The organism is Nocardioides sp. (genome assembly GCF_050246775.1).
Lineage (GTDB): Bacteria > Actinomycetota > Actinomycetes > Propionibacteriales > Nocardioidaceae > Nocardioides.
Genome location: NZ_JBFWVK010000004.1, coordinates 72,409 through 99,241 on the forward strand (window position 1 = coordinate 72,409; position 26,833 = coordinate 99,241).

The following is a 26,833-nucleotide window of genomic DNA, read 5'->3' on the forward strand; positions in this document are numbered from 1 at the left end:
ATGAATCCTGATCTTGACTCGCTCTACCAGGAGATCATCCTGGACCACTACAAGAACCCGCACCACAAAGGGCTTCGCGACCCGTTCGAGGCCGAGGTTCACCACGTGAACCCGACCTGCGGTGACGAGGTGACCCTGCGCGTGCACCTCGATGCCGGTGTCGTCCAGGACGTGTCCTACGACTCCGTGGGCTGCTCGATCTCCCAGGCGTCCGCGTCGGTGCTCACCGACCTGGTCATCGGCAAGCCGGTCGACGAGGCCATGGCCATCCACCAGGAGTTCCTCACCCTGATGCAGGGCAAGGGAACGGTGGAGCCGGACGAGGACATTCTCGAGGACGGCATCGCGTTCGCCGGTGTCGCCAAGTTCCCCGCACGCGTCAAGTGCGCCCTGTTGTCCTGGATGGCGTGGAAAGACGCCACCCTTTCGGTGGTCGAGGAGGCTGCCCAGCAGCCTGCTCGAGACCAGATGGAGGAAAACCATGCCTGATCACACTGACCTTCCCGACGTCGATCTGACCGGCGGCGGCACCGCCACCGTCACCGTCGACGACGTCACCGAGGCGATGAAGGACGTCGTCGACCCCGAGCTCGGGATCAACGTGGTGGACCTGGGCCTGGTCTACGACGTACACCTCGACGAGGGGCACAACGTGGTCCTCGACATGACGCTGACCTCAGCGGCCTGCCCGTTGACCGACGTGATCATGGACCAGACCAACGCGGCGCTCGAGGGCATCGTCAACGACGTAGCGATCAACTGGGTCTGGATGCCCCCGTGGGGCCCCGACAAGATCACCGACGATGGCCGCGAGCAGCTGCGCGCGTTGGGCTTCAACGTCTGATTGCAGTCTGTCGGGATCGCCGGTCGCAGTCTGTCGGGATCCCCGGTCGCGGTCTGTCGGGATCCCCGGTCGACCGGGGAAACTCGCGGTTGTCAGCCGATGCAACCCCTGACAACCGTGCGCAACCCCTGACAACCGACGGACCGGGCAGCGGTAGCGTCCGAGCATGACCTCTGTGCTCGTGCCCTCCGTCCGGGTCGAGCGATGGGTCTCCAACTTCACCGAGCGCCACGGCACCACCCGGTTCACGGTCGAGCGCGGCGCACTGGTCGGCGAGGCCACGGACGGTTCCCACTTCTCGGCGTACCTCCCCTTCAGCCAGGAGTACGACGGGCAGCCGGATGCAGCAGCCTTCGCCGCGTCCGTGACGACACCTGAGCACTGGGGCGTGATCCTGGTCCGCAAGGGCGGGTTCGCCATCGCCCGGCTGAAGGGGCTGGACGTGGTCGAGTCCAAGGTCGGTCAGCGCCACGTTCAGGGCCGCACCAAGGCCGGGGGGCAGAGCCAGCAACGGTTCGCGCGTCGCCGCGACAACCAGGCACGACAGGCCTACGAGGCCGCCGCCGGCCACGCGGCCCGCATCCTCGGTTCCGTGGAGGGAGTGCCCCGGCGCCTTCCGGTGGTCACCGGCGGCGACCACGCTGCTGTGGAGGAGGTGCTCGCGGATCCGCGACTCATCGGGCTTGAGGTGTGTGCCCCGTTCCTGAGCGTGCCCGATCCCCGTCGTGCCACGCTCGACCAGGCTGCCCTCGATGCTGCGTGTGCACGCATCGAGATCCACAACGCCTAGTGTGGCGGTGTGACGCACCCCATCGAGATCAGGGGACTGGTCAAGGCATTCGGCCACACTCGCGCGCTGGACGGACTCGACCTGAGTGTCGAGCCGGGCGAGGTGCACGGCTTCCTGGGCCCCAACGGCTCGGGGAAGTCGACGACCATCCGGGTGCTGCTCGGGCTGCTGCGCGCTGACGCGGGCGACGTGCGGCTGTTCGGTGGTGATCCCTGGCGCGAAGCTGCCCAGCTGCACCGACGACTCGCCTACGTGCCCGGGGACGTGAACCTGTGGCCGAACCTCACCGGTGGTGAGGTCATCGACCTCCTCGGCCGGTTGCGCGGCGGTCTCGACACGGCCCGGCGCCGCGATCTGATCGAGCGGTTCCAACTGGATCCGACGAAGAAAGGCCGCAGCTACTCCAAAGGGAACCGTCAGAAGGTGGCGCTCGTCTCGGCCCTCGCCTCGGACGTGGAGCTGCTGGTCCTCGACGAACCGACCTCCGGCCTGGATCCCATCATGGAGTCGGTCTTCCAGTCATGTGTGGACGACTTCCGGGCCCAGGGGCACGCCGTGCTGCTGTCCAGCCACATCCTGGCCGAGGTGGAGAGACTCTGCGACCGCGTCAGCATCATCCGGGCCGGCCGTCGGGTCGAGACCGGCACCTTGGGTGACTTGCGGCACCTGACCCGGACCTCGATCCTGGCCGAGCTGGCGGCGCCCCCGGTCGGGCTGGCGGACCTCCCGGGGGTGCACGACCTCGTGATCGAGAAGAACCGCGCCAGCTTCGAGATTGACAGCACCGAGCTGGACGCCGCCCTCGCCGTCCTCACCCGCGCGGGCGTGCGCTCCCTCACCAGCCAGCCACCGACCCTGGAGGAGCTGTTCCTGCGCCACTACGGCGACGAGGTGGAAGCGCCGGAGGAGACGTGAGCGGGGTCGGCCAGCTCGTGCGCCTGTTCCTGCGCAGAGATCGGTGGATGCTTCTGTGGTGGGGCCTCGGCACGATGCTGCTCTACGTCAGCCAGGCGATCAGCGTCGATGGGCTCTATGCCACCCAGGCTGAGTTCGACCGGGCTGCTGCCAGCATGGAGAACAACGCCGCCTTCATCGCCATGGCCGGCCCGGCCCGCGCGCTCAACACGATCGGTGGTCAGGTGACCTGGCAGGCGACTGCGTTCGGCGCGATCGTGGCCGGCCTGATGAGCATGTTCCTGGTGGCGCGCCACACTCGGGTCGAGGAAGAGACGGGCCGCGACGAGTTGCTGCGGGCCGCAGCCATCGGGCGGCAGGCTCCGATGATCGCGGCCCTGCTCACCGCCATGATCGCCAACGCGCTGCTGGGGACCATGGTGGCGGTCAGTCTGGTGGCCTACCCCCTCGCCGTGGCGGACTCGCTCGGCCTGGGGGTCGGCCTGATGTTGGTCGGTTGGGTCTTCTCCGCCACCGCACTGCTGGCGGCTCAGCTCACCTCCACGAGCCGAGCGATGTACGGGATCGCGGGCAGCGTCCTCGGTGTCGCCTACGTCTTGCGTGCCATCGGGGATCTGGGGACGCCGGCGCTGACGTGGTTGTCTCCGATCGGCTGGTACCAGGCCATGCACGCCTTCTCCGGTCTTCGCTGGTGGCCAGCCTTCCTCCTGGTGGCTGCCGCGGCCTTGACCACCGCGGCGGCGTACGCGATCTTCGAGAGGCGCGACTTCGGCGACGGCGTGTTCGCGGCCCGGCCCGGACCTGCCGCCGCTGGTCCGGGACTGCGCACCGGTTGGGGCCTGGTGTGGCGGCAGCACCGCGGCCCCGTGCTCGGCTGGGCCATCGGGCTCTTTCTGGTGGGGCTCGCCTACGGCTCCATGGGCACCGACGTGGCTGACCTCGTCGGCGATTCCCAGGCCTCCCAGGACCTGTTCGTGCAGGCGAAGGGCGACCTGATCGACGGCTTCTACGCCACGGCCCTGTTGATGCTCGCGCTCATCGTGTCGGGTTACGCCATCTCGTCGGCCCAGCGGCCGCGAGCGGAGGAGGAGGCCGGGCGGGTCGAGGCCCTGCTGGCCACGGCGCTGCCCCGACAGCGTTGGTGGGCAGCCCACGTGTCGGCGACGGTGGTCGGCGTCGTGCTCGTCACGCTGGCCGCGGGCCTCGGACTCGGAGCGGGGTTCGCGCTCGCCACAGGTGACGGTGGGGCGCTGCTGCGCTATCCCAGCGCCATGATGGGGTACGTCGCTCCGGTGCTGGTGCTCAGCGCGCTGGCGCGGCTGCTCTACGGCCTCGCCCCACGCGCCAGCGTCGTCGCCTGGCTGGGTCTGGTGCTCGCCGTCGTGGTGATGCTGTTCGGCGACCTGTTCGGCCTGCCCCAGTGGCTGCAGGACCTCTCGCCCTTCGAGCATCTGGCGCTGGTCCCCGCCGAGGAGTTCCGTTGGGCGCCGTTCCTGGCGCTCCTGGCTGTTGCGGCGGTGCTGAGCACCGCAGGTCGCCAGGGGTTCGTACGTCGCGACGTGGCCTGATCTGACCTGTTGCGGCGCCTGAATCTGTCAGGATGACCAGCATGTGGCAACCGGAGCCTGGTTGGCAGCTGCTGACGGCGGGACTCGGCGCTTCCACGGCCGGAGTGTGGCTGAGCGGCGACCAGGTGGTGAAGCGGTTCGCTGCGCCCGTGCCGGGCGACCCGGGGGAGTTCTCCGACCCGCGGCACTTCGCCTACTGGCGGCGCGCCGCCGAGGTGGCCCTCAGTGGCGTGGTGGCGACAACGCCGGGCCTTCGCTCCGAGCCGGCGACCAGGGTCGCGGAGGACGCCGAGGGGATCACCGTGTTCTCCGCCCACCTCGACGAACGACCCCCGGGAGGGCTGTTCGTGGCGCGCTGTCTCGGGAGGTTCGCCGGCGCCGACCTCGGCGAGCACCCCTGGTTGGCGCGCAACCAGCTCCTCGACCGGGTCCGGCGCGTCGAGCACCGCGGGGGTTGGCCCACTTTGGCGCGAACGACCGTTGCCGATGTGGCCGACCACCTCTGGACCCGCAGGGGCCACTTCCTGTCCGCCCTGGCCGAGCTTCCCCAGGTGGCCCAGCACGGCGACCCCACGCCCCAGAACCTGCTGTCCCACGACGCCGACTCGGTGATCGCCATCGACTGGGCGACCCTGGGCGCCGGCCCGGTGGGTGCCGACCTGGGCTACTACTGCCTGAGTGCCCGGGAGGACTTCGATCCACTCCTGGAGGCCTATGTCGCCGCGCTGCCCGAGGGCCTCGCTACGCGCGAGCAGGTGGAGCTCGGGGCTCGGGTCAGCGCGGTCTACACGGTGATGTCACGCGCCGAGTGGGCGCTGGCCCGGGCGGCCGAAGGCCCAGGTGCACTGGTGGGCAAGTTCCGCCACCCCAGCGTGGCGCCGTACCTGCGGTCCCTCCAGCGTCAGTTCCCCCAGATCGAGGCGCTGCTGTGACACTAGGGAGTGTCGACAGCCCAGGTGTCGCAGGCCTGCAGGCTGCCCTGCTGGTAGCCGGTCTGGAACCACTTCATCCGTGACGCCGCCGAGCCGTGGGTCCAGGTCTCCTTGGTGACCTGCCCCTGGGTCTGCTGCTGGATCTTGTCGTCGCCGACCGCGCTCGCGGCTGCGATGGCTTCGCGGATGTCCTGGTCGGTGAGCTCCAGGATCAGTGGCTCACCGGTGGCGTCCTGGGTGGACGTCGCCGCCTTGACCCACATGCCCGCGTAGCAGTCGGCCTGCAGTTCGAGTCGTACGGCGTCACTGCGTGGTCCCTGCTGGGTCTTGACCCGGCTCATGGTTCCCATCAGGTTCTGGATGTGGTGGCCGTACTCGTGGCCGATCACGTAGGGCTCCACGAAGTCTCCCGCCGGGCCGTTGAGCTGTTGCTGGAGCACGTCGGCGAAGAAGGTCGTGTCGAGGTAGATGCGCTGGTCTGGTGGGCAGTAGAACGGGCCGACCGCCGAGGTCGCCTGTCCACAGCCGGTGTTGATGGCCCCGGTGAACGTCTCCATGGTGGCCGGATCCAGCTCGATCCCGGCCTGCTCGGGGAGCGTGGCAGCCCAGTAGTCGCGCAGCGAGTTCTCGACGAGCACCCGGGCGCAGTCGGGATCGGTGGCGGCGTCCTCGCCGGTCCTGCAGTTGTCGTAGCGCCCGCTGTCAGCGCCCTCGGCGACCATCTGTCCGCTGTCCAGCGAGCCGCCGGCCGCAGGCGACTGGCCACCCATCAGGTAGTTGACGGCCACGATGATCAGGATGATCACGATGCCGGCTACACCACCGCCGGCCTTCATGCCTCCGGGCATCTGGATCTGCCCACCGCCGAGGCCTCCGCCGCCGCCGGAGCGCCCGCCACCGTCGGACACGCGACTGGTGTCAATCCTTGCCTTCGGGTTGAAGCGCATGGTCAGCGGTCCCTTCGTGATGCCCTGCTCGGTGGCAGCCGTGATGCAAGCCGACGTCGTACTTCGCCGTAGACTAAGCCCCCTCATGATCACCGCCCAACACCTCGAAGTCCGTGCCGGGGCGCGTCTCCTCATGGAACACGTCAACTTCCGCGTCGCACCCGGTGACAAGGTGGGTCTGGTCGGTCGCAACGGCGCCGGCAAGACCACCCTCACCAAGATCCTGGCCGGTGAGGCACTGCCGGCTTCGGGCAAGGTCCTGTCGACCGGGGAGGTCGGCTACCTGCCCCAGGATCCGCGGATCGGCGACCCCGAGGTCCTGGCCCGCGACCGGATCCTCTCGGCGCGCGGTCTCGACGACGTCGTACGCCGCCTGCGCGAATCGGAGACCGACATGGCCTCCACTGATCCGGACGTGGCCGAGCGAGCGATGCGGCGCTACTCCCGGGCGGATGCCGAGCTGCACGCGGGCGGCGGTTACGCCGCGGAGTCCGAGGCGGCCCAGATCGCCAGCAGCCTGGGCATCGAGGAGCGGATCCTCGCCCAACCGCTGAGGACCCTCAGCGGCGGTCAGCGCCGCCGGGTCGAGCTGGCCCGGATCCTGTTCTCGGGGGCCGAGACCCTGCTGCTCGATGAGCCCACCAACCACCTCGATGCCGACTCGATCGTGTGGCTGCGCGAGTTCCTCAAGAACCACAAGGGTGGGTTGATCGTGATCAGCCACGACAACGCGCTGCTCGAGACGACCGTCAACAAGGTGCTGCACCTCGACGCCAATCGTGGCCAGATCGACGTCTACAACATGGGCTGGAAGGCCTATCTGACCCAGCGTGAGACCGACGAGCGTCGCCGCAAGCGCGAGCGTTCCAACGCCGAGACCAAGGCCAAGACACTCACCGACCAGGCCAACAAGATGCGTGCGAAGGCCAGCAAGGCCACAGCGGCGCAGTCGATGCTCAAGCGTGCCGAGAAGATGATGGCCGGCCTCGAGGGCGAGCGCGCCAACGACAAGGTGGCCCGGATCAAGTTCCCGGCACCGGCACCGTGCGGCAAGACGCCCATCACCGCCGAGGAGCTGTCGAAGTCCTACGGCTCCCTCGAGGTCTTCACCGACGTGGACCTGGCGATCGACAAGGGCAGCCGGGTCGTGATCCTGGGGCTCAACGGGGCCGGCAAGACCACCATGCTGCGCATCCTGGCCGGCGTCGACCAGCCCGACACCGGCAAGGTGGTGCCGGGCCACGGCCTCAAGCTGGGCTACTACGCCCAGGAGCACGAGACGCTCGACACCAGTCGCACCGTGCTGGAGAACATGCAGAGCGCAGCGCCGCAGCTCACCGACTCCGAAGCGCGCAGCGTGCTGGGTTCCTTCCTCTTCTCCGGTGACGACGCCCACAAGCCGGCTGCCGTGCTGTCCGGTGGCGAGAAGACCCGGCTCGCCCTGGCGGCCCTGGTGGTCTCCAGCGCCAATGTCCTGCTGCTCGACGAGCCCACCAACAACCTCGACCCGGCCTCGCGTGAAGAGGTCCTGGCTGCGATCCGGACCTATGCGGGCGCCATCATCCTGGTCACCCACGACGAGGGCGCGGTCCGGGCCCTCGAGCCCGACCGGGTGTTGCTGCTGCCTGACGGCGACGAGGACCTGTGGAGCGACGACTATGCCGACCTCGTCTCGCTGGCCTGAGGAACAAACTGTCGGTGCCGGGCTGTTGAATCACCCGTGGACGACCCACACGACTGAGACCGACCAGGGAGGTGCCTGATGTCAGGGATGACCGGCATGGGCCCGATCTGGCGCAACCTGCGCACCGACCGCAGCATCGCCGACAACCGACTCGACCGCCAGACCGTTCGCCGCGTCCTGGGCTTCGCCCGGCCGCACCGCGGGACCATCACGGGTTTCCTGGGCCTGACCGTCGTCGACGCCAGTCTGGTGGTCGTCACCCCGCTGCTGATCAAGCACATCATCGACGACGGCATCCTCAAGGGCGACGCGTCGGTGGTGATCTGGTTCGCGGTGGTCATGGCGCTGGTGGCCGTCGTCGACGCCGGGCTAGGGCTGGCTGCGGGCTACCTTTCGTCCCGGATCGGTGAGGGTCTGATCTATGACCTGAGGATCCAGGTCTTCGCCCACGTGCAGCGCCAGTCGCTGGCCTTCTTCACCCGCACGCAGACCGGGGCCTTGGTCAGTCGCCTCAACAACGACGTGATCGGCGCCCAACGTGCCTTCACCTCGACCCTGTCCAGCACGGTCTCCAACGCCATCTCCGTCGTCGTGGTCGGGATCACCATGCTCACGCTGAGCTGGCAGGTGACGCTGCTCTGCCTGGCGCTGTTCCCGTTGCTGTGGCTGGCGTCGAGGTGGGTGAGCAAGCACATCGCCGGGCTCACCCGGCGTCAGATGGACGGCAATGCCGACATGGGCAACGCGATGACCGAGCGTTTCAATGTCGGCGGCGCGATGCTCCTCAAGCTGTTCGGCCGTCGTGGCGAGGAGGACGTGCTCTTCGCGACCAAGGCCGCCAACGTGCGCGACCTCGGCATCCGGATCTCCCTGATCACACGGGTCTTCGCGGCCGCGATGATGATCATCCCGGCGCTGGCCACGGCGCTGGTCTACGGGCTCGGCGGCTGGCTGGCTGTCCAGGGGACCCTGACCATCGGCACGCTGACCGCGCTCGGGACCCTGCTCCTGCGGCTCTTGGGCCCCCTCCAGGGGCTCAGCAACGTCCGTATCGACGTGATGACCGCCCTGGTGAGCTTCGAGCGGGTCTTCGAGGTGCTCGACCTGCCCTCGATGATCGAGGAGAAGCCCGACGCCGCGGTGCTGCCGGCGACGGCTGCCAGCGTGGCGTTCGAGCATGTCAGCTTCACCTACCCGCGTGCCGAGGACATCTCGCTGGCGTCCCTGGAGGTGGTGGCCCGCAAGGAGTCGCGGGTGTCAGCGGAGGTTCTCAGCGACATCAGCTTCGAGGCGGGCCCGGGTCAGATGGTGGCCCTGGTCGGCCCGTCCGGCGCAGGCAAGACCACCATCACGCACCTGGTGGCGCGGCTCTACGATGCCGGCGCAGGGGTCGTCCGGGTGGGCGGAGAGGACGTTCGCGACGTGACGCTGCAGTCGCTGGAGGACGTCGTCGGCTACGTCACCCAGGACGCCCACATGTTCCACGACACGATCCGCACCAATCTGCTCTATGCCCGCCCGGGAGCCAGCGACGACACCATCTGGGCCGCGCTGGCCGCAGCCCAGATCGAGTCCTTGGTCCGTGCGCTGCCCGATGGGCTCGACACCGTGGTCGGTGACCGTGGCTACCGTCTCTCCGGTGGGGAGCGGCAACGGCTGGCGATCGCTCGGCTCCTGCTCAAGGCCCCGCCGATCGTCGTCCTCGACGAGGCGACCGCCCACCTCGACTCCGAGTCCGAGGCCGCCGTCCAGCGGGCTCTCGACGCGGCCCTGGAGGACCGCACCTCCCTGGTGATCGCGCACCGGTTGTCGACGATCCGCCAGGCCGATCAGATCCTGGTCATCGACGGTGGGCGCGTGGTGCAGTCCGGCACCCACACCAGCCTGCTCGCCGAGGGTGGTCTCTACAGCGACCTCTACCGGACCCAGTTCATCGACGACCTCACTGAGGCCGGCAGCGCCTGAGAGTGGCAGGATCCTGGCATGGAACTCGACGTGCTCGACAGGGTCTTCCTCATCACCGGAGGCGCCCGTGGTCTCGGACGAGCGACCGCCGACGCTCTCGTCGCCGACGGGGCCAGAGTGGTCCTCTCCGGACGTGACGAGGCGTCCCTGCGCGACGCGGCAGCCGAGCTCGGTGAGCATGCCCTCCCCGTCGTGGCCGACAATGCAGACCCGAGCACCCCGGGGCGGCTGATCGCGGCCGCCCAGGAGGCCTGGGGACGCCTCGACGGCATCCTGATCTCTGTCGGCGGACCACCGGTCGGGACCACGAGCACGATCACCGATGCCCAGTGGTCACAGAGCTTCGAGACCGTCTTCCTCGGTGCTGTGCGCCTGGCCCGTGAGGTCGCCGAGGTGCTGGAGCCCGGCGGGACCGTCACCTTCGTGCTGTCCTCCTCGGTGCGCGCTCCGCTGGCCGGGCTGGCCGTGTCCAACGGGCTGCGACCCGGACTGGCGATGGTGGCCAAGACGATGGCCGACGAGTGGGGACCGCGCGGCATCCGGGTCAACGGTCTGCTCCCGGGAAGGATCGGCACCGAGCGGGTCGCCGAGATCGATGCGAGCACCGGGGACGCCGAAGCCGCCCGGGCCCGGGCGCTGACCACGATCCCGTTACGCCGCTACGGTCAACCTGCGGAGTTCGGGCGGGCCGCGGCCTTCCTCATGTCCCCAGCCTCAGGCTTTGTCAACGGCGTCATGCTCCCGGTCGACGGCGGGATGCTCCGCGCCCTGTAGCCATCGCTGCGTGCGACCCGTCGTGCGACCTGGGCCACGCCACTCGTCGTACAACAGGTAGAAGAACCCGAAGACGGCCAGCACCCCGAAGAACCACCACTGCAACCCGTAGAAGAAGTGCGGACCGTTGCTGAGGTCCGGCAGTTCGGCCTTCTCGAGGGCATCGGCCGGCGCCGGGTCCTCGGTGTCGAGGTCGATGAAGCCGCCGTACACCTCGAGGTCGAGGGCGTCGCCGATGGCGGTGGAGGAGATCGATCGGACGCTCTGGTCCGAGACCCGCGTCGAGGACCCGGACCCGTCCAGCCGCACCCACCCGGTGACGGTGACCCGTCCCGCCGGTGGCGGAGGGACATCGGCGACATCGGCGGCCCGGTTGCTGGCCGCCATCCACCCGCGATCGACCAGCAGGACCGGCCCCTCGGCCGTGCGGAGGGGTACGACGACGTCCACTCCTGCTTCGCCCTCGCGCGTCTGGTAGCGCACCACCACCGTGTCCGCCGGATTGTACTCGCCGACGGCAGTGACGCGCTTCCACTCCTCACCGGCACCTGCGGGCGCGCCGACCTCGAGGACGTCGGCGGCCGGCACCGGCTCGGCACTGACGTTGCGTTCCACGATGGCGTTGGTTGCCTTGCGGTCCTCCAGACGGTGGAACTGCCACAGTCCCAGGCGCCAGGCCAGCGCCGTCAGGAGGACCACAGTGAGCGCGAACAGGAGCCAACGGCGCGTCAGCAGGAAGCTCAGCGATCTCACTCCCTGAGGCTATCCGGCACCCAGGAAAGCCGCGGCGCTGGGGAGGCGCCCCTAGGATGGTCCACATGGAGTTGAGTGATCGTTACGGTCGTGTCGCACAGGACCTCCGGGTCAGCCTCACCGACCGGTGCAACCTGCGCTGCTCCTACTGCATGCCCGCCGAGGGGCTCGAGTGGTTGCCGGACGAGAGTGTCCTCAGCGACGACGAGATCGTGCGGCTCATCGACATCGGCGTCCGGATGCTCGGGATCCGCGAGGTGCGGTTCACCGGAGGCGAGCCACTGGTACGCCGAGGGCTGGTCGACATCGTGGCCCGCACCAAGGCTCTGAGTCCGACTCCCGACGTGTCGATGACCACCAACGCCCTGGGCCTGACCCGGACCGCCCAGGCGCTGGCTGATGCCGGGCTCGACCGGATCAACGTCAGCCTCGACAGCATCCGACCCGAGAGCTTCCACGAGGTGACCCGGCGCAACCGGCTCCCCGACGTCCTCTCGGGACTCGAGGCTGCCCGTAGAGCCGGGCTCGGACCGATCAAGATCAATGCCGTGCTCCTGCGCGGTCTCAACGACGAGCAGGCGCCTGAGCTCCTGCGCTGGGCGATCGCGGAGGGCTACGAGCTGCGCTTCATCGAGCAGATGCCCCTCGACGCCCAGCACGGCTGGAGCCGGGCGGAGATGATCACCGCTGACGAGATCTTCACCTCCCTTGAGAAGGAGTTCCTCCTCGAGCCGGCGAGCGAGCCGCGGGGCAGTGCCCCGGCCGAGCTGTTCCTCGTCGACGGGGGACCGGCCACCGTGGGCGTCATCGCCTCGGTGACCCGGCCGTTCTGCGGCGACTGCGACCGGGTGCGGCTGACCGCAGACGGGCAGATCCGCAACTGCCTCTTCGCGCGTGAGGAGTCGGACCTGCGTGCCGCGCTGCGCGCCGGTGCCACCGACGAGGAGCTGGCCGCGCGCTGGGTGAGGGCCATGGCCACGAAGCGGGCCGGCCACGGGATCGACGACCCCACGTTCCTGCAGCCCGATCGACCGATGTCGGCCATCGGGGGCTGAGGCTCCTCAGTCGCGGAACTCCTCGACCTCACGCAGGAAGTTGCGGGCGGTCAGGAAGTCTCCCAGCGTCTCGCGGTGCTCGGCGCAGGCAAGCCAGGTCTTGCGGCGATCCGGGGTGTGCAGCTTGGGGTTGTTCCACTGCAGCGCCCACACGGCTGGGGCCGAGCAACCGCGGGCCGAGCACACCGTGATGTCGTCCATGAGCCTCTCCAGAAATGAGCGATGCCGGACGGCCACGGGGGAAGCCGTCCGGCATCACGAGAGTGAACTCAGACGGGGGAGGCTGAGTTCACTGTTGTTGATTCTTGCATGACCGCAAGCGGTTTTCCAAGAAACTGTTCAGGGAGTGTCGAGGGGGGTCCGGGCGCCTGACAACTCCTTGCGGGAACCGGTGGCATCGAGCAGCGAGAACCCGTCATCTCGGACATTTACCGCATTTGCCAACACCACCGCGACGTACGGAATGAACACGCCCCCGGCGATCAGGACCCAGCGATACCACGTCGGACCGACCAGGACTGCGGCCACGACGCAGATCGTGCGGACCCCCATGGAGAGCAGATAGCGGCGCTGACGTCCGGCGATGTCGTCGCCTCGACTTGCTCCTGCGGTGGTGATCCGCACCGCTGTTCGGTCATCGCGTTGCCGCCGGGCTGCCATGTCCTTCATCGTACGTCGCTAGGCTCCACAACACCCGTCCTCGACAACCACCCCAGGAGTCACGATGACCGACCGCACCTACCGCATCTCCGAGATCGTCGGAACCTCCCCCGACGGCATCGACCAGGCCGTTCGCAACGGAGTCGAACGAGCCGGCAAGACGCTGCGTCATCTGGACTGGTTCGAGGTGGTCCAGGTCCGTGGCCAGGTCAAGGACGGCGTCGTCGAGCACTTCCAGGTCGGGCTCAAGGTCGGCTTCCGACTCGAGGACGAGTGAGCACCCACGGTCGAGCCGCTTATGAGTACCGAGTGGTAAGCGATAGCGTCGCCCCGTGAGCAGATCAGTCCTCGTCACCGGCGGCAACCGCGGCATCGGCCGCGCGATTGCCGAAGCCTTCCTAGCCCAGGGCGACAAGGTCGCCGTCACCACGCGCAACGGGGGCGCCCCCGAGGGAGCGCTCGACCTGCGCTGCGACATCACCGATGCGGCGGCCGTCGATCAGGCGTTCGCCGACGCCGAGGCGGCGCACGGGCCGGTCGAGATCCTCGTCGCCAACGCCGGCATCACCAAGGACACGCTGGTGCTGCGCATGAGCGACGAGGACTGGTCCTCGGTGATCGACACCAACCTGACGGGTTCCTTCCGGGTGGCCAAGCGCGCCGCCAAGGGGATGCTGCGGCTCAAGCGGGGTCGGATCGTCTTCATCTCGTCGGTCGTCGGGCTCCTCGGTTCGGCCGGCCAGGTGAACTACGCGGCCTCCAAGTCCGGCCTGGTCGGGATGGCGCGGTCCCTGGCCCGCGAGCTCGGCAGCCGCTCGATCACCGCGAACGTCGTCTCGCCCGGCTTCGTCGAGACCGACATGACGGGCGTGCTCACCGACGAGCAACGCGCGGCGATCAAGAGCCAGGTTCCGCTGGGGCGCTACGCCTCGCCGGAGGAGATCGCTGCCGCGGTCACCTGGCTCGCATCTGACGGAGCGGCATACGTCACCGGGGCAGTCATCCCGGTTGACGGCGGACTCGGAATGGGACACTGACATGGGAATTCTCGACGGCAAGCGGATCCTCGTGGCCGGCGTGACGATGGACTCCTCCATCGGCTTCGCCACGGCACGGGTCGCCCAGGAGCAGGGCGCCACCGTCCTGATCTCCAACTTCGGACGGGCCCTCAACATCACCAAGCGGATCGCCAAGCGGCTGCCCGTCGAGCCGGCGGTCCTCGAGCTGGACGTCACCGACGAGGCCCACCTGGCGGCCCTGCCGGATGCCGTCCGCGAGCACGTCGACGGCCTCGACGGGGTCGTCCACTCGATCGCCTACGGCAACCCCGCCACCCTGCTGGGCGGCAACTTCATGGAGGGCCCGTGGCCCGACGTCGCCCAGGCCCTGCAGGTGTCGGCCTACTCCCTGAAGGCGCTGGCACAGGCGTGCAAGCCGCTGATGGGTCCCGGCGGATCCATCGTGGGACTGACGTTCGACGCCACGGTCGCCTGGCCGGCGTACGACTGGATGGGCGTCGCGAAGGCCGGGCTCGAGTCCTGCTCGCGCTACCTGGCCCGCGACCTGGGACCCGATGGCATCCGGTGCAACCTGGTGGCCGCGGGACCGTTGAAGACCCTGGCCGCCAAGGCCATCCCGGGTTTCGAGGACCTCGAGTCGGCCTGGAAGGACCGGGCGCCGCTGGGCTGGGACGAGTCCGACCACACCCCGACGGCCAAAGCGGTCGTGGCCCTGTTGTCGGACTTCTTCCCCGCGACCAGCGGCGAGATCGTGCACGTCGACGGTGGCTTCCACGCGATGGGCATGTGATCGGTACCGTTCGGGGGTGACTTCCTCACTCGTCGAGCTCAGGGTCCTGGAAGGACCGAATCTCTACTTCCCGCGTGCGGCGATCAAGCTCACCCTGGACGTGAGCAGTCTGGCCGCTGCCCCGGAGGAGACCGCCGTGCGGTTCGCTCGCCGCATCGGCCTGCGCAACGCCCGGCCAGGGGCCGCCGAGACCGGTTTCCGGCAGCGCTTCGCCGCCCGGGCCGTGGCCCGGCTGGTGCGCGCCGTCGCCGCCGAGTCGGGTACGTCGCGGCTCGCGGTCCGGGTCCGACCCACCAGCGACCCACATCAGCTCGTCGTCGCCTTCCCCTGGCGTCGCCGGGAGCGCGCCCAGGCCATGGGTCGAGCGGTCGCCGAGGTGCTCGACGCACTGCTGTCCGACGACATCGACGCCGCCGTGAGCCATGCCGCGGCCACCGTGGCCGCCTCTGAGGCAGGCGCGGCTCCACACACGATCGTGCCGCGGATCCCCGTGGTCGCGGTCACCGGCACGAACGGCAAGACCACCACCTCACGCATGATCGCCCACATCGCCAGGACGGGAGGCAAGCTCGTCGGCTGGTCGAACACCGACGGCATCTACATCGACGGCGAGCAGGTCGAGTCCGGCGACTACTCCGGACCCAGTGGCGCGGGGCGGGTGCTCGCGCACCCCGGCGTCGAGCTCGCGGTGACTGAGACAGCTCGGGGAGGGATCCTCCTCAAGGGCATCGGACTGACCCGCAACGACGTCTCGGTCGTCACCAACGTGACGGCCGATCACCTCGGACTGCAGGGCATCGACACCGTGGACCAGCTCGCCGAGGTCAAGGGTGTGGTGCCCAGGATCACCCGGCCGGGAGGGTGGGCGGTCCTCAATGGGGACGACCCCCGGGTCTACGCCATGCGTACGACGACGAAGGCCCAGCCGTGGGTCTTCTCCCGAGACCCTGACTCCCCGGCGGTCCGGGAGGTGCTGAACGCGGGCGGCCGGGCCACCACCGTCATCGACGGGTGGATCTGTGTGCTGCGAGCCCACGCCGACGCCGACCCGCTGGTCGAGCTGGTCGACGTACCCATGACCTTGGCGGGGCTGTCCCGGTTCAACGTCGAGAACACCCTGGCGGCAGCGAGTGCCGCGCTGGCCATCGGCATCCCGCGTGAGGTCGTGGTCGAGGGCCTCCGCACGTTCCTGCCGGACGCCGAGCACAACCCGGGCCGGATGAACATCTTCTCGATCGGTGAGGTCTCCGTGGTCGTCGACCTCGCCCACAACGAGGCCGGGCTCGAAGCCCTCATCGAGATCATGAACGGCATCAGGCGCTCCGGCTCACGACTGCTGCTCGGTCTCGGTGCGGTCGGGGACCGCACCGACGACCTGATCGACAAGCTCGGCGAGATCGGGGCCCGCGATGCGGACGAGGTGGCGATCGGGCACAAGTCGCAGTACCTTCGCGGCCGCACCACCGAGGGCATCGAGGAGCTGATGCGCGCCGGAGCCGCCCGGGTCGGCGTGGAGGACGTCCCGGCGTACCCCACCGAGGTGGCGTGCCTGTCCGCCCTCATGTCGCACGCCCAGCCAGGCGATGTCGTCGGGCTCATGTGTCACGCCGACCGGCAGGGTGTCTACGACTGGATCGCTGCCGCCGGTGGCACGGCCGATGATCCCGAGACTCTGAAGCTCAAGGTTCGCGCCGCACACTGACCTGTCGCAGATGTACATCGAGAGACGTACATCTGCGACGGGTCAGCGGGTTTCCGGCGTACATCTACGACGGGTCGGCGGGGGAGAAGTCCGGGTCGGCCGCGGGCGCCTCCTCCGAGACGCCTGCACCGGCCTGAGCCTGGTGCGACCACGTCTCCAGCTCAGCCATGACGGCCGGGTGCTGGTCGACGCAGAGCACCACGAGGTCGCCACGGTTGGCGCGACCCATCGCGTGACGCACGGCCTTGATCTCGTCGGTGACCACCTCGACCTGCTTGCACCGGGTCCCGTCGTCCATCGCCGACCGCACACCCTCGGCCACCAGCTTGGCGACCTCGCCCTTCTTGCGACCGCGCAGGGCCACATCCTCACGCACGACGACCACGTCGAAGTGGTGCGCAGCGATCGATCCGAGCTCACGCATGTCCTCGTCGCGGCGGTCACCCGCAGTGGCGATGACCCCGATCCGCGAGGGACGCGCGAGCTCGTGGGTGGAGACCAGTGAGTCGCCGACCCGGTCGACGAAGTCGCCCAGCATCCGCATGCCGGGGGCGTTGTGGCAGTAGTCGACGATGACGTTGACGCCGTTGACCTCCACCTCGTTGAGGCGTCCGGGGGAGAGGTAGTAGCTGGTGTTGAAGGTGCGCAGGCCCTGCCGGATGTCGTGCAGCGGGGCGCCCGCAGCGAACGCGGCGGCCGCTGCCCCCAGGGCGTTCTGGACGTTCATGCGGGCCCGTCCACCGAAGGTGGCCGGCAGCAGGTGGGTCCAGGCCAGCTGCATCTCTCGCCGGCCGTGCTTGACCACGATCATCTCGCCCCGCTCGGACGGCTCCAGGACCAGAGCCTTGCCGCCGCGGCGGCAGTGCGCGTCGATCATGTCGCGGGTCTCCGACCCGGGCTCGGCCATCGAGAACCACACGACCTGCCCCGAGCAGCGGCGCCGCATCTCACGCACCAGCGGGTCGTCGGCATTGAGGACCGCGTGACCGTCCCGCGGGACGGCCTCCACCAGCACCGCCTTGACGTCAGCCAACTGCTCGACGGTGTCGATGCCGCGCAGGCCGAGGTGGTCGGGCTGCACATTGAGTACGACGGCCACGTCATTGCGCTCATACCCGAGCCCTTCACGCAGGATGCCGCCGCGCGCCACCTCGAAGACGGCGAAGTCCACGCGGGGGTTCTGCAGCACCATGCGCGCCGAGCGCGGTCCCGACGCATCGGACTTGATGAGCAGCCGCTCGTCGATCACCACCCCGTCGGTGGAGGTCATGCCGACCTTGCGTCCCATGCCCTTGAAGATGTGGCTGATCATGCGGCTGGTCGTGGTCTTGCCGTTGGTCCCGGTGACGGCCACGATCGGGATCCGCGACGGCGCACCAGGCGGGAACAGCATGTCGACGACCGGCTTGGAGATGAACTGCGGCTCCCCGATGGTCGGGTGGGTGTGCATCCGGAACCCGGGGGCGGCGTTGACCTCGCAGATCGCTCCTCCGGTCTCGCGCACCGGCTCGGTGATGTCGGGACAGATGAAGTCGATGCCGGCGATGTCGAGCCCGATCATCCGGGCGGCCTCCTCGGCGATCTCGACGTTCTCCGGGTGGGCCTCGAAGGTGCGGTCGATGGAGATCCCGCCGGTGGACATGTTGCCGGTCAGGGCCAGTTTGACCATCACCCCGTCGGGCGGCACATCGGTCATCTCGAAGCCCTGCTCGCGCACCAGCTCGACCGCGGCGTCGTCGACCTTGATCCGGGTCAGGACCTTCTCGTGGCCCACCCCTCGTCGGGGATCGGCATTCGCGGTGTCGACCAGTTGCTCGACGGTGGCTGTGCCGTCACCGGTGACCGAGGCCGGCACCCGCTCAGCGACAGCGGCCAGGCGGCCGTCGATGATCAGGCACCGGTAGTCCTTGCCCGTGACGAAGGACTCGACGATGACACCGCCACGCCTGGTCTCGCTCTCGGCCGTCACGAAGGCCTCGCGGACCTCGGCCTCGTTCTGGAGGTCGAGGCAGACCCCGCGCCCATGGTTGCCGTCGAGGGGCTTGACCACGACCGGATAGCCGATGCGTCCCGCGGCCCGGACGGCCTGGTCGGCGGTGCGGATCAGCTCCTGCTTGGGCACCGGCAGGCCTGCTGCCCCGAGCAACCTGGTCGTCAGGTCCTTGTCGGAGGCCACGTCGACGGCGATCGCGGACGTGGCCGAGGTCATCGTGGCCCGGATCCGCTTGGCGTGCACGCCCTGCCCGAGCTGGACCAGGGAATGCTGGTTGAGCCGGATCCAGGGGATGTCGCGCGAGACGGCCTCGTCCACGATCGCCTGGGTCGAGGGCCCGAAGGCGGTGCGTTCGGCGCGGCGGATGAAGGACTCCAGCTCGTCGTGCCAGTCCAGATCGGGATCAGCCTCGACGAGGTGGTTGACCAGGCGGACCGCCAGCCGGGCGGCGGCCAGACCGACCTGCTCGTCGACGTAGCCGAAGATCACGTTGTAGTGGCCGGGCTTCCCCTTGACCTGGCGGGTCTTGCCCCGCCGGATGTCGTGGCCCACGACCTGCTGCAGGGCGAGAGCGGTGTGCTCGGCCACGTGGCCGAGCCAGGTGCCCTCGTTGAGCCGCTCGACGAAGCCGCCGCGCCGCCCGCGCGAGCACGAGTGCTCACGCAGTCCGGGGAGCATGTCGAGGAGGTTCTCGGTGAAGCCCGGGATGGTGTTGGTCGGATACTGCTCCAGGCTGCCGAGGTCCACGACCAGATGGATGGCCTTCTCGTAGGACCAGATGTTGGCGCCGCGGTAGACGCGCGTCTCCACGATCGACAGGTCGGGGGTCGGGCGCCCTCCGCCCAGCGGTGTCTCGGTCATGAGTCTGCTCCGTTCTGTCGAGGAGAGGTCTTCTTGCGCGAGCGGGCCAGCCGACGCCGAAGCACCGAGGGAGAGGCGTCGGCGGCCGCGATGTCGCGAGCCATCTGCTTCAGGTCACGTCCGGCTTCGGCGATCTCAGCGGCCTCCGACGCGTCGATCGTGGGTGGCACCGGGATCAGCTGGCGGTTGACGAGGTCGAACCGGGCGCCTTGCGGCAGCACGTGGAGGACCACCCCGCTGGTCAGCATCGGCCGTGACCGTGGCGCCTCGTGGGCGTTGGTGACGACCCGTGCCGGGTCGAAGATGGTGACGGCCCCCCGGCCGATCACGGCGAGGGTCTGCTGGTCGCCGTCGAAGGTGATGATCGCCGCGGTGTCCTCGTCGACCCCCATGCCCAGCAGCTGGGGCGACTGGGCCACGATCATGAGGAGTCGTCCGTAGCGGTTGCGCTGTTCGAAGTGCTGGTCGATCACGGTGGTCTCGAGGAGCCCGAGGCCGGCCGCGACCTGGGTCATCCGCTGCTTGGGGGTCGCACCACCCACCCCGAACGCCACCATGTGGCTGGACTGGATGGACGCGCCGGCGCTGGTGCCACCGATCACCACGCCCCGTTCGTTGGCGACCTGGATCGCCTTGCCGAACGGGGTCCCACAGATGACCCCGGAGAGCTTGAGCTGGTTGCCGCCGGTCATGAAGATGCCGGTCACGTCGTCGAGCAGGTCGACGTACGCCGGGTCGTGGGCCTGGTCGCGAGACTCCGGTCGCGCGGACACCACCGAGGCGGCGCCGAGCTTGCGGAACAGGGCGTCGTAGACCTCGATCACCTCCGAACCGAGCGAGGAGGCGGTGGCGATCACCGCGATCCTCGCCTCGGCGCCGCCCGCGGCGCGCACGAACTCGGTCAGGACGCTGCGGCGGCGAAGCTTGTCCTCGGCTCCACCGATGATCATCAGCGGCCCGCGACCGGGTCCGGGAGGTGTGCTCGAGATGACGTGTTCTCCTTCGCTGGAGGGCGTTGGCATGACAGGCAGGCTAGCCGGTGACAGAGTTGCCGTGTGCAGAAGACTCCCCGAGTGCTGGTGCTGATGAGACACGCCAAGGCGCAGCAGTTCGCCCCGACCGATCACGAGCGTGAACTGGAGCCGCGCGGACGCCGGGATGCGACCGACGCCGGCTCCTGGCTGGCCCTGCACGAGATCGAGTGCGACTACGCCCTGGTCTCGTCTGCAGCGCGCACGATCAGCACCTGGGAGGCGGTGGCGCAAGCCGCTGACTGGGAGCTCGATCCCGACGTCGACGACTCGCTCTACGCCGCCGGACCGGAGACGGCTCTGGACGTGATCCGGTCCCTGCCCGACGACGCCACCAGTGTCCTTCTCATCGGCCACAACCCGACCGTCGCCTACCTGGCCCAGCTGCTCGACGACGGCGACGGTGACGCGGACTCGATCTCGGAGATGAGTCAGGGCTACCCCACCTGCGCGCTCACGGTGTTCGACTACGAGGGTGACTGGGCCGACCTCGAGATGGGCGTGGCGCGGGTCACTGGCTTCCACGTGGGACGCGACCCGCGAGCCTGAGCCTCTCGGCGGGGTCCCCGGAAGGGCCGGGTCTCAGACAGGGGGAGCGGGCGTGATGATGCCGGCCTCGGCGTCAGCCGCCTCGACCTCCTCCCGGGAGATCCCGAGCAGGTACATGATCGTGTCGAGATACGGCACGTTGACGGCGGTGTCCGCCGCCCGCTGGACGATGGCCTTGGCGTTGTAGGCCACCCCCAGCCCGGCTGCGTTGAGCATGTCGAGGTCGTTGGCACCGTCGCCGATGGCGATCACCGACTTCTCCGTCATGCCGCTGAGCGCCGCGAACTCGCGCAGGGCGCGGGCCTTGCCGGCGCGGTCGACGACGTCGCCCACGATCCGGCCGGTGAGGCGCCCGTCGACGATCTCGAGCTCGTTGGCGCGCGCGAAGTGGATCCCCAGATCCTCGGCGAGACGATCGGTGATCTGGCTGAAGCCACCGGACACGATCGCGAAGCGATAGCCGAGACGCTTGAGGGTCCGCACCATGGTCCTGGCTCCGGGGGCGAGCACGATCGCGTCGTACACCTCGTCGAGCGCGCTCGCGGGTACGCCGGCCAGCAGGGCAACCCGGGCGCGCAGGGACTCCTCGAAGTCCAGTTCGCCGCGCATGGCCGACTCGGTGATCCGAGCCACCGCCTGCTCGTGGCCGGCGTGCGCCGCGATCATCTCGATCACCTCGCCCTGGATCAGGGTCGAGTCCACGTCCATGACGATCAGGCGCATGCCGCGGCGCAGCAGGTTCGCCGACTGGACCGCCACGTCGACGTCGTGGCGGGCGGCCTCAGCCGCGAGCTGGCTGCGCAGCCGGTCGGTGTCGACGCCGGAGACGTGCAGGTCGATCGCGGTGACCGGGTAGCGGGCCATCCGCTCGATCCGGTCGATGTTCGCGCCCGAGTCCGCGATCCGACCCGCGATGGCCGCCATCGCGGTCGCCTTGAGGGGCGTGCCGATGATGGTGACGTGACTGCGACCCTCCTTGCGGGCCCTGTTGTCCCCGGTGCCCCGGGAGACCTCGACGTGCATCTCGAGGGCGGCGGCAGCGTTCTCGATCGCGTCGCGCAGCTTCTTCCAGTCTCGTGGCGCCGTGACCAGCAGGCCGAGCACCAGTCGCCGGCGCAACACGATCTGTTCGATGTCGAGCACCTCGACCCCGGACAGCGCAAGCGTCGAGAACAACGCGCTGGTCACCCCTGGCCGATCCTTGCCGGTCAGGGTGATCAGGAGGGTCTCGGGCGCGTGCAGAGTCATCGAGGCGAGGGTAGCCCTCCCGGGGACCTCGTCAGGCCGGTGGCCAGACCTCGGGCGAACAGGCAGCCACGAGAGCTCGTCGGCCGGCTCGGGCCAGTGGCTGCAGGGCGTTGCGCCGATCCTCGGCCTGAGCAGCGGTGACGGCTCCACCGTCGTCGCTCAGGGCGAGTTCGACGACGCCCAGCGCCTGCAACCCCCTCCCTGCCAGCTGCACACATGCGGCGGGGGTCGTGTGGGGGGCAGCAGGCACCCTGAGATGGCGCAGGTTCATCAGCTCATCGGCCACCTCGGGCCGCCAGCGAGCCACGTCGAGGTCGGCCAGTGAACGCGCCGCCTCGAGCAGGGCCAGGCGCAGGGTCCGGTCCGCCTCACCCACGTCGGGGACCTGGCGCCGCTGCGCGGGGAGGCAGCGCCACACCACCCCACGTCCGGCGCGCACCGGGACCAGGCCGAGTCCGATGTTCGAGACCACGACCGCCTCGCCCTGGTCCATCGCCTCGAGGTTGAACGGCGCCGGTCCTCCGAGGCCGACCGGGTCGCCCTCGACCGGCAGGGCCAGGCCGGCCGTGGTCGCCCCGAGGCTGCGCAGGGTCCCGATGGCAAGCAGCAGGGGCACCGCGTCGTCACCGTCGCCTGGTAGTCCTGCGACGTGGTGGGCGGCGTCCTCGCCGCGCACGGCCTCGAGCAGCGCGTCGGGGCTCACGTGACCCGCGAGCCAGGCCGTCAACCACCACGCGAACACGCCCGAGGCAGGAAGGTCGAGTCGAGGCCGCGGGTCCACGGCCCGAAAGCCTACGTGGCGCCGATAGGGTGAGCGCATGAGCACGGTCCTGGACTTCGTCGACGTCAGTGTCCGACGTGGCGACGCCACCCTGCTCGACAAGGTCACGTGGGCTGTCGACGAGGGTGAGCGGTGGGTGATCCTGGGACCCAACGGAGCTGGCAAGACGACCCTGCTGCAGGTGGCCGGAGCCCAGATCCACCCGAGCGACGGAGTGGCAGCGGTGCTCAGCGAGGAGCTCGGCTCGGTCGACGTCTTCGACCTGCGCCCCCGCATCGGCCTCACCAGTGCCGCGATCGCCGAGCGGATCCCGCGCCACGAGATCGTGCGGGACGCGGTCGTGTCGGCGTCGTACGGCGTCGTCGGGCGCTGGCGCGAGGACTACGAGGCCCTCGATCACCACCGCGCTGGTCAGCTGCTGCGCGAGGTGGGCATGCTGGAGCTCGCGGACCGCACCTTCGGCACGCTGAGCGAGGGGGAACGCAAGCGGGTCCAGATCGCCCGGGCCCTGATGTCGGACCCCGAGCTGCTGTTGCTCGACGAGCCCGGCGCCGGACTCGACCTCGGTGGCCGCGAGGACCTGGTGCAGATCCTGTCCATCCTGGCGAACTTCGAGGACGCACCGGTGATCGTGATGGTCTCCCACCACGTCGAGGAGATCCCGCCCGGCTTCACCCACGCCCTGCTGCTGCGCGAGGGCCGGGTCGTGGCGGCAGGACCGATCGGCGAGGTGATCACCGAGCCGCTGCTGTCCGAGACGTTCGGCATGCCGCTCGAGGTGACCGAGTCCGAGGGCAGGTACGCCGCCCGCCGCCGCACCCGACGACACCTCGGCTGAACCGAGCCGGATCCTCGGCGGCTCCGGCTACTGTTCACCGCATGGACTGGTTCACCGACAACGCATGGCAGGCCTGGCTGGGCCTCATGGCGCTGCTGGTCGTGCTCGAGCTGTTCAGCATGGACCTGGTCCTGTTGATGCTGGCCGCGGGCGCCGCAACCGGAGCCCTGACCGCGGCCACCGGGCTGCCCTTCGAGGCACAGCTGCTCGCTGCCGCTGCAGCGTCCACCGCGATGCTGGTGCTGGTGCGCCCCAGTGTGGTCAAGCGCCTGCACACCGGCCCCGAGCTTCGGCTGGGACACGGCAAGCTGGTCGGCCACCAGGGGATCGTCACCGAGCAGATCACTGCCCAGGAGCACGGCCGCATCAAGCTCGACGGCGAGATCTGGTCGGCGGCGCCGTACGACGAGTTCGAAACCATCACACCGGGGGAGACAGTTGAAGTCATCGAGATCCGTGGGGCCACCGCCTATGTGCACCCCATCCCCCAACTCGACAACTGAAAGAGGTCGGCCATGACAGTCGTCTACGTACTCCTGCTGCTGATCGCCATCTTCGTGGTGGTCCTGTTGGGAAAGACCGTCCGGATCGTGCCACAGGCCCGAGCCGGGATCGTGGAACGCTTCGGGAAGTACAAGGGCACCCTGCCCGCGGGCCTCAGCATCGTGGTGCCGTTCATCGACAAGGTGCGCTACATGATCGACCTGCGTGAGCAGGTCGTGAGCTTCCCTCCCCAGCCGGTGATCACCGAGGACAACCTCGTGGTGTCGATCGACACCGTCATCTACTTCCAGGTGACCGACCCGATCGCAGCGACCTACGAGATCGCCAACTACATCCAGGCCATCGAGCAGCTCACCATGACCACGCTGCGCAACATCGTCGGCGGCATGGATCTCGAAGAGACCCTGACCAGTCGCGACCAGATCAACTCCGGGCTGCGCGGCGTCCTGGACGAGGCGACGGGCAAGTGGGGGATCCGGGTCAACCGGGTCGAGCTCAAGGGCATCGACCCGCCGCCCTCGATCAAGGACTCCATGGAGAAGCAGATGCGTGCCGACCGCGAGAAGCGGGCCGTCATCCTGACCGCGGAGGGCCAGCGGCAGGCGGCGATCCTCACCGCCGAGGGTTCCAAGCAGTCAGCCATCCTCAACGCCGAAGGTGACCGGGAGTCGCAGATCCTGCGCGCCCAGGCCGACCGCGAGTCGCAGATCCTGCGCGCTCAGGGTGAGGGACAGGCGATCCAGACGGTGTTCCAGGCGATCCACGACGGTCGACCCGACCAGTCGCTCCTGGCCTACCAGTATCTGCAGATGATGCCGAAGATCGCTGAGGGCGACGCCAACAAGGTGTGGATCGTCCCGTCCGAGATCGGCAAGGCGCTGGAGGGCCTCGGCTCCACGATGACGAGCATGGCCGGCATCCCGAGCAAGGTCGACGGTCCGGTCACGCGGGTCGACATGGGTTCCACCGAGCCGATGTCGCTGAGCAAGAGCGACGACGAGGTCAGCAAGGCCAACGCTGCCGTTCAGGCCGCGATCGCGGAGGCCCAGGGTGCTGCCACGTCCTCGCTCAACGATCCGCTCAGCGATCCACTGCCAGACTCCTTCGGAGTGGCCGACGACCCGACTGACAGCTCCGGGGACGAGACAGGGGCAACACCGGCACCGTGAGCCTCTTCGAGGTCGGAGCCATCCTGCTCGCCGGGATGGCCGCCGGCACCATCAACACCGTGGTGGGGTCGGGAACGTTGATCACGTTCCCGACCCTGTTGGCGTTCGGCATTCCACCGGTGACCGCCAACGTGTCCAACACCATCGGTCTCGTGCCCGGTGGTGTTTCCGGGGCGATCGGCTACCGGCGGGAGCTCAGCGGCCAACGGCGACGGATCCTCCGACTCGGAGCCGGCTCCCTCATCGGCGGCGCCATCGGGGCGGGGTTGCTGCTCGTGCTTCCCGACGGCGCCTTCGCAGCGATCGTCCCGGTGCTGATCCTGCTCGGCTGTGTCCTGGTCGTCCTCCAACCGAGGATCTCGGCCTGGGTCGCCCGGCGCCACGAGGGAGGGGTGCCCGAGCACGGTGTCTGGTGGGTGTGGCCGGCTGTCCTGCTGACCGGGGTGTACGGCGGCTACTTCGGCGCCGCACAGGGCGTGCTGCTGATGGCGGTGATGGGCATCGGGATCGACGAGAGTCTCCAGCGGCTCAACGGGATCAAGAACGTGCTGGCCTCGATCGCCAACGCCGTCGCCGGGGTCGTCTTCATCGCAGTGGCCGACGTGGACTGGGTCGTGGCCGGGCTGATCGCCATCGGATCCGTCGTGGGAGGACAGTTGGGGGCGTCGTACGGCCGGAAGCTGCCGTCAGTGGCGCTGCGCGGTCTCATCGTGCTGGTCGGACTGGTCGCGCTGACGGCGTTCCTGCTGGACTGACCGAGCCGCTGCGGCCTCCACCAACCCGGCCAGCAGCCCGACGTCGGCAGCGGTCTCGGGGTGCCACTGGACCGCGACGCAGAACCGGTCACCGGCAGCCTCCATCGCCTCCAACGTGCCGTCGGCCGCGTGCGCCGCCGGTGTGAAGCCGGGGGAGGACCGCACCGACTGGTGGTGATGGCAGTTCACGTGGAGCGCGGTGCCGACGAGCTGCGCCACACGTGAGCCCGGCACGGTGCTGACCTCGACCCGGCCGAAGCTGTCCCCGCCGGGGCTGTGCTCGTCGTGGCCGACGAGGTCGGGTGTGTGCTGGTCCAGGACCCCGCCGGCATGAACGGCCATCACCTGCATGCCGCGGCACACTCCGAGCACGGGAAGTCCCTGCGCTCCAGCGGCATCGAGCAGGGCGAGCTCCCACGCGTCGCGGTCCTCGCGCCACTGTGCCGTGCGCGGGTGCGGATCCTCGCCGTACTGACCGGGATCCACGTCCGCGCCGCCGCTGATGATGAGCCCGTCGAGCCGGGCGAGCACCGCCGGTGCCGCCCCGGCCAGCCCGGTCGGCGGCAACAGGACCGGCACGCCGCCCAGCGACTCGACGGCCACGGCGTACTGCGTGGGCAACAGGTCAGCCCGCTGCTGCCAGACCCCCCACGCGGCCTGCTCACGGTAGGTCGTCAGCCCGATCACCGGAAGGCTCATGGCGGCA

At 69.2% G+C, this 26,833-nt stretch carries 28 protein-coding genes; 19 read left to right on the forward strand and 9 right to left on the reverse strand.

Going from position 1 to position 26,833, the window contains the following annotated elements:
* From sufU to AB7I40_RS17255, 6 genes are all read left to right on the forward strand, one after another.
* Positions 1-489, forward strand: coding sequence for a Fe-S cluster assembly sulfur transfer protein SufU (gene sufU, locus AB7I40_RS17230; RefSeq protein WP_428344366.1), 489 nt, complete (start codon positions 1-3; stop codon positions 487-489).
* On the forward strand, positions 482-844 hold the full coding sequence (locus AB7I40_RS17235; protein WP_428344367.1) for a metal-sulfur cluster assembly factor: 363 nt from the start codon (positions 482-484) through the stop codon (positions 842-844). The genes sufU and AB7I40_RS17235 overlap by 8 nt, the downstream gene beginning before the upstream one ends.
* Before the next feature lie 166 nt (positions 845-1,010).
* Positions 1,011-1,634 carry an acVLRF1 family peptidyl-tRNA hydrolase gene (locus AB7I40_RS17240; RefSeq protein WP_428344368.1) on the forward strand — a complete coding sequence of 208 codons (624 nt, stop codon included), beginning with the start codon at positions 1,011-1,013 and terminating at the stop codon, positions 1,632-1,634.
* 9 nt (positions 1,635-1,643) lie between these two features.
* Positions 1,644-2,549, forward strand: coding sequence for an ATP-binding cassette domain-containing protein (locus tag AB7I40_RS17245; protein WP_428344369.1), 906 nt, complete (start codon positions 1,644-1,646; stop codon positions 2,547-2,549).
* On the forward strand, positions 2,546-4,117 hold the full coding sequence (locus AB7I40_RS17250) for an ABC transporter permease (RefSeq protein ID WP_428344370.1): 1,572 nt from the start codon (positions 2,546-2,548) through the stop codon (positions 4,115-4,117). The genes AB7I40_RS17245 and AB7I40_RS17250 overlap by 4 nt, the downstream gene beginning before the upstream one ends.
* Positions 4,118-4,149: 32 nt before the next feature.
* On the forward strand, positions 4,150-5,049 hold the full coding sequence (locus AB7I40_RS17255; RefSeq protein ID WP_428344371.1) for a phosphotransferase: 900 nt from the start codon (positions 4,150-4,152) through the stop codon (positions 5,047-5,049).
* A gap of 2 nt (positions 5,050-5,051) precedes the next feature.
* On the opposite strand, the gene ypfJ is transcribed toward AB7I40_RS17255, so the two are convergent.
* Complete coding sequence (ypfJ, locus tag AB7I40_RS17260) at positions 5,052-5,957, reverse strand: KPN_02809 family neutral zinc metallopeptidase (protein WP_428344372.1); 906 nt, start codon at positions 5,955-5,957, stop codon at positions 5,052-5,054.
* A 124-nt stretch (positions 5,958-6,081) separates the two neighbouring features.
* Here ypfJ and AB7I40_RS17265 point away from each other — a divergent pair, with 124 nt between their 5' ends.
* The 3 genes from AB7I40_RS17265 (at position 6,082) to AB7I40_RS17275 (ending at position 10,419) form a co-directional block, all read left to right on the forward strand.
* A complete protein-coding gene (locus AB7I40_RS17265) occupies positions 6,082-7,680 on the forward strand; it encodes an ABC-F family ATP-binding cassette domain-containing protein (protein WP_428344373.1) in 1,599 nt (532 codons plus the stop codon).
* A gap of 78 nt (positions 7,681-7,758) precedes the next feature.
* Positions 7,759-9,645, forward strand: a complete 1,887-nt coding sequence (locus AB7I40_RS17270; protein ID WP_428344374.1) for an ABC transporter ATP-binding protein — start codon at positions 7,759-7,761, stop codon at positions 9,643-9,645.
* Between the two features lie 18 nt (positions 9,646-9,663).
* A complete protein-coding gene (locus AB7I40_RS17275; RefSeq protein WP_428344375.1) occupies positions 9,664-10,419 on the forward strand; it encodes an SDR family NAD(P)-dependent oxidoreductase in 756 nt (251 codons plus the stop codon).
* Here AB7I40_RS17275 and AB7I40_RS17280 read toward each other — a convergent pair.
* Positions 10,360-11,172, reverse strand: coding sequence for an SURF1 family cytochrome oxidase biogenesis protein (locus AB7I40_RS17280; protein ID WP_428344376.1), 813 nt, complete (start codon positions 11,170-11,172; stop codon positions 10,360-10,362). The genes AB7I40_RS17275 and AB7I40_RS17280 overlap by 60 nt on opposite strands.
* On the opposite strand from AB7I40_RS17280, the gene moaA reads away from it, so the two are divergent.
* Positions 11,166-12,227 (forward strand): GTP 3',8-cyclase MoaA, encoded by a 1,062-nt coding sequence (gene moaA / locus AB7I40_RS17285; protein ID WP_428344661.1) that lies wholly within the window; start codon positions 11,166-11,168, stop codon positions 12,225-12,227. The genes AB7I40_RS17280 and moaA overlap by 7 nt on opposite strands.
* 6 nt (positions 12,228-12,233) lie before the next feature.
* Here the strand turns inward: moaA and AB7I40_RS17290 are convergent, their stop codons facing one another.
* Positions 12,234-12,428: an acetone carboxylase gene (locus AB7I40_RS17290; protein ID WP_428344377.1), complete on the reverse strand. Its 195-nt coding sequence runs from the start codon at positions 12,426-12,428 to the stop codon at positions 12,234-12,236.
* A gap of 138 nt (positions 12,429-12,566) precedes the next feature.
* The gene (locus AB7I40_RS17295; RefSeq protein ID WP_428344378.1) at positions 12,567-12,887 is read right to left on the reverse strand and encodes a DUF3099 domain-containing protein; all 321 of its coding nucleotides are present in this window, start codon (positions 12,885-12,887) and stop codon (positions 12,567-12,569) included.
* A gap of 64 nt (positions 12,888-12,951) precedes the next feature.
* Between AB7I40_RS17295 and AB7I40_RS17300 the strand changes: the two genes are divergently transcribed.
* Genes AB7I40_RS17300 through AB7I40_RS17315 form a run of 4 tightly spaced genes read left to right on the forward strand, consistent with a single transcriptional unit; the run spans position 12,952 to position 16,398 of the window.
* Complete coding sequence (locus AB7I40_RS17300) at positions 12,952-13,164, forward strand: dodecin (protein ID WP_428344379.1); 213 nt, start codon at positions 12,952-12,954, stop codon at positions 13,162-13,164.
* Between the two features lie 55 nt (positions 13,165-13,219).
* Complete coding sequence (locus AB7I40_RS17305; RefSeq protein ID WP_428344380.1) at positions 13,220-13,924, forward strand: beta-ketoacyl-ACP reductase; 705 nt, start codon at positions 13,220-13,222, stop codon at positions 13,922-13,924.
* A gap of 1 nt (position 13,925) precedes the next feature.
* Positions 13,926-14,696 (forward strand): enoyl-ACP reductase FabI, encoded by a 771-nt coding sequence (fabI, locus tag AB7I40_RS17310; protein ID WP_428344381.1) that lies wholly within the window; start codon positions 13,926-13,928, stop codon positions 14,694-14,696.
* A gap of 16 nt (positions 14,697-14,712) precedes the next feature.
* Positions 14,713-16,398: a Mur ligase family protein gene (locus AB7I40_RS17315; RefSeq protein ID WP_428344382.1), complete on the forward strand. Its 1,686-nt coding sequence runs from the start codon at positions 14,713-14,715 to the stop codon at positions 16,396-16,398.
* Positions 16,399-16,462: 64 nt separating this feature from the next.
* On the opposite strand, the gene cphA is transcribed toward AB7I40_RS17315, so the two are convergent.
* Together cphA and AB7I40_RS17325 are read right to left on the reverse strand one after the other, a co-directional pair.
* Positions 16,463-19,252, reverse strand: coding sequence for a cyanophycin synthetase (gene cphA / locus AB7I40_RS17320; RefSeq protein WP_428344383.1), 2,790 nt, complete (start codon positions 19,250-19,252; stop codon positions 16,463-16,465).
* A complete protein-coding gene (locus AB7I40_RS17325) occupies positions 19,249-20,274 on the reverse strand; it encodes a cyanophycinase (RefSeq protein WP_428344384.1) in 1,026 nt (341 codons plus the stop codon). Before AB7I40_RS17325 ends, cphA begins: the two co-directional genes overlap by 4 nt.
* 33 nt (positions 20,275-20,307) lie before the next feature.
* Here AB7I40_RS17325 and AB7I40_RS17330 point away from each other — a divergent pair, with 33 nt between their 5' ends.
* On the forward strand, positions 20,308-20,832 hold the full coding sequence (locus AB7I40_RS17330; RefSeq protein ID WP_428344385.1) for a SixA phosphatase family protein: 525 nt from the start codon (positions 20,308-20,310) through the stop codon (positions 20,830-20,832).
* A gap of 33 nt (positions 20,833-20,865) precedes the next feature.
* Here AB7I40_RS17330 and serB read toward each other — a convergent pair whose 3' ends face one another.
* Together serB and AB7I40_RS17340 are read right to left on the reverse strand one after the other, a co-directional pair.
* Positions 20,866-22,080 carry a phosphoserine phosphatase SerB gene (gene serB / locus AB7I40_RS17335; protein ID WP_428344386.1) on the reverse strand — a complete coding sequence of 405 codons (1,215 nt, stop codon included), beginning with the start codon at positions 22,078-22,080 and terminating at the stop codon, positions 20,866-20,868.
* Positions 22,081-22,111: 31 nt separating this feature from the next.
* Complete coding sequence (locus AB7I40_RS17340) at positions 22,112-22,861, reverse strand: hypothetical protein (protein WP_428344387.1); 750 nt, start codon at positions 22,859-22,861, stop codon at positions 22,112-22,114.
* Positions 22,862-22,898: 37 nt separating this feature from the next.
* Between AB7I40_RS17340 and AB7I40_RS17345 the strand changes: the two genes are divergently transcribed.
* From AB7I40_RS17345 to AB7I40_RS17360, 4 genes are read left to right on the forward strand one after another with little or no spacing between them, the layout of a single operon-like run.
* The gene (locus AB7I40_RS17345) at positions 22,899-23,699 is read left to right on the forward strand and encodes an ABC transporter ATP-binding protein (protein WP_428344388.1); all 801 of its coding nucleotides are present in this window, start codon (positions 22,899-22,901) and stop codon (positions 23,697-23,699) included.
* A gap of 41 nt (positions 23,700-23,740) precedes the next feature.
* Complete coding sequence (locus tag AB7I40_RS17350; protein WP_428344389.1) at positions 23,741-24,202, forward strand: NfeD family protein; 462 nt, start codon at positions 23,741-23,743, stop codon at positions 24,200-24,202.
* A 12-nt stretch (positions 24,203-24,214) separates the two neighbouring features.
* Entirely contained in the window at positions 24,215-25,372 is a 1,158-nt protein-coding gene (locus tag AB7I40_RS17355) for an SPFH domain-containing protein (RefSeq protein ID WP_428344390.1), read from the forward strand.
* Positions 25,369-26,127, forward strand: a complete 759-nt coding sequence (locus tag AB7I40_RS17360; protein WP_428344391.1) for a sulfite exporter TauE/SafE family protein — start codon at positions 25,369-25,371, stop codon at positions 26,125-26,127. Before AB7I40_RS17355 ends, AB7I40_RS17360 begins: the two co-directional genes overlap by 4 nt.
* Here AB7I40_RS17360 and AB7I40_RS17365 read toward each other — a convergent pair.
* Entirely contained in the window at positions 26,059-26,826 is a 768-nt protein-coding gene (locus AB7I40_RS17365; protein ID WP_428344392.1) for a gamma-glutamyl-gamma-aminobutyrate hydrolase family protein, read from the reverse strand. The two genes, AB7I40_RS17360 and AB7I40_RS17365, sit on opposite strands and share 69 nt — an antisense overlap.
* Positions 26,827-26,833 lie beyond the last annotated feature (7 nt).

Coding starts and splice junctions, on each gene's coding strand:
- sufU (WP_428344366.1), top strand. CDS start 1: ATGAATCCTGATCTTGACTCGCTCTACCAGGAGATCATCCTGGACCAC.
- AB7I40_RS17235 (WP_428344367.1), top strand. CDS start 482: ATGCCTGATCACACTGACCTTCCCGACGTCGATCTGACCGGCGGCGGC.
- AB7I40_RS17240 (WP_428344368.1), top strand. CDS start 1,011: ATGACCTCTGTGCTCGTGCCCTCCGTCCGGGTCGAGCGATGGGTCTCC.
- AB7I40_RS17255 (WP_428344371.1), top strand. CDS start 4,150: ATGACCAGCATGTGGCAACCGGAGCCTGGTTGGCAGCTGCTGACGGCG.
- AB7I40_RS17265 (WP_428344373.1), top strand. CDS start 6,082: ATGATCACCGCCCAACACCTCGAAGTCCGTGCCGGGGCGCGTCTCCTC.
- AB7I40_RS17270 (WP_428344374.1), top strand. CDS start 7,759: ATGTCAGGGATGACCGGCATGGGCCCGATCTGGCGCAACCTGCGCACC.
- AB7I40_RS17275 (WP_428344375.1), top strand. CDS start 9,664: ATGGAACTCGACGTGCTCGACAGGGTCTTCCTCATCACCGGAGGCGCC.
- AB7I40_RS17290 (WP_428344377.1), bottom strand. CDS start 12,428: ATGGACGACATCACGGTGTGCTCGGCCCGCGGTTGCTCGGCCCCAGCC.
- AB7I40_RS17295 (WP_428344378.1), bottom strand. CDS start 12,887: ATGGCAGCCCGGCGGCAACGCGATGACCGAACAGCGGTGCGGATCACC.
- AB7I40_RS17300 (WP_428344379.1), top strand. CDS start 12,952: ATGACCGACCGCACCTACCGCATCTCCGAGATCGTCGGAACCTCCCCC.
- fabI (WP_428344381.1), top strand. CDS start 13,926: ATGGGAATTCTCGACGGCAAGCGGATCCTCGTGGCCGGCGTGACGATG.
- cphA (WP_428344383.1), bottom strand. CDS start 19,252: ATGACCGAGACACCGCTGGGCGGAGGGCGCCCGACCCCCGACCTGTCG.
- AB7I40_RS17325 (WP_428344384.1), bottom strand. CDS start 20,274: ATGCCAACGCCCTCCAGCGAAGGAGAACACGTCATCTCGAGCACACCT.
- serB (WP_428344386.1), bottom strand. CDS start 22,080: ATGACTCTGCACGCGCCCGAGACCCTCCTGATCACCCTGACCGGCAAG.
- AB7I40_RS17345 (WP_428344388.1), top strand. CDS start 22,899: ATGAGCACGGTCCTGGACTTCGTCGACGTCAGTGTCCGACGTGGCGAC.
- AB7I40_RS17350 (WP_428344389.1), top strand. CDS start 23,741: ATGGACTGGTTCACCGACAACGCATGGCAGGCCTGGCTGGGCCTCATG.
- AB7I40_RS17355 (WP_428344390.1), top strand. CDS start 24,215: ATGACAGTCGTCTACGTACTCCTGCTGCTGATCGCCATCTTCGTGGTG.
- AB7I40_RS17365 (WP_428344392.1), bottom strand. CDS start 26,826: ATGAGCCTTCCGGTGATCGGGCTGACGACCTACCGTGAGCAGGCCGCG.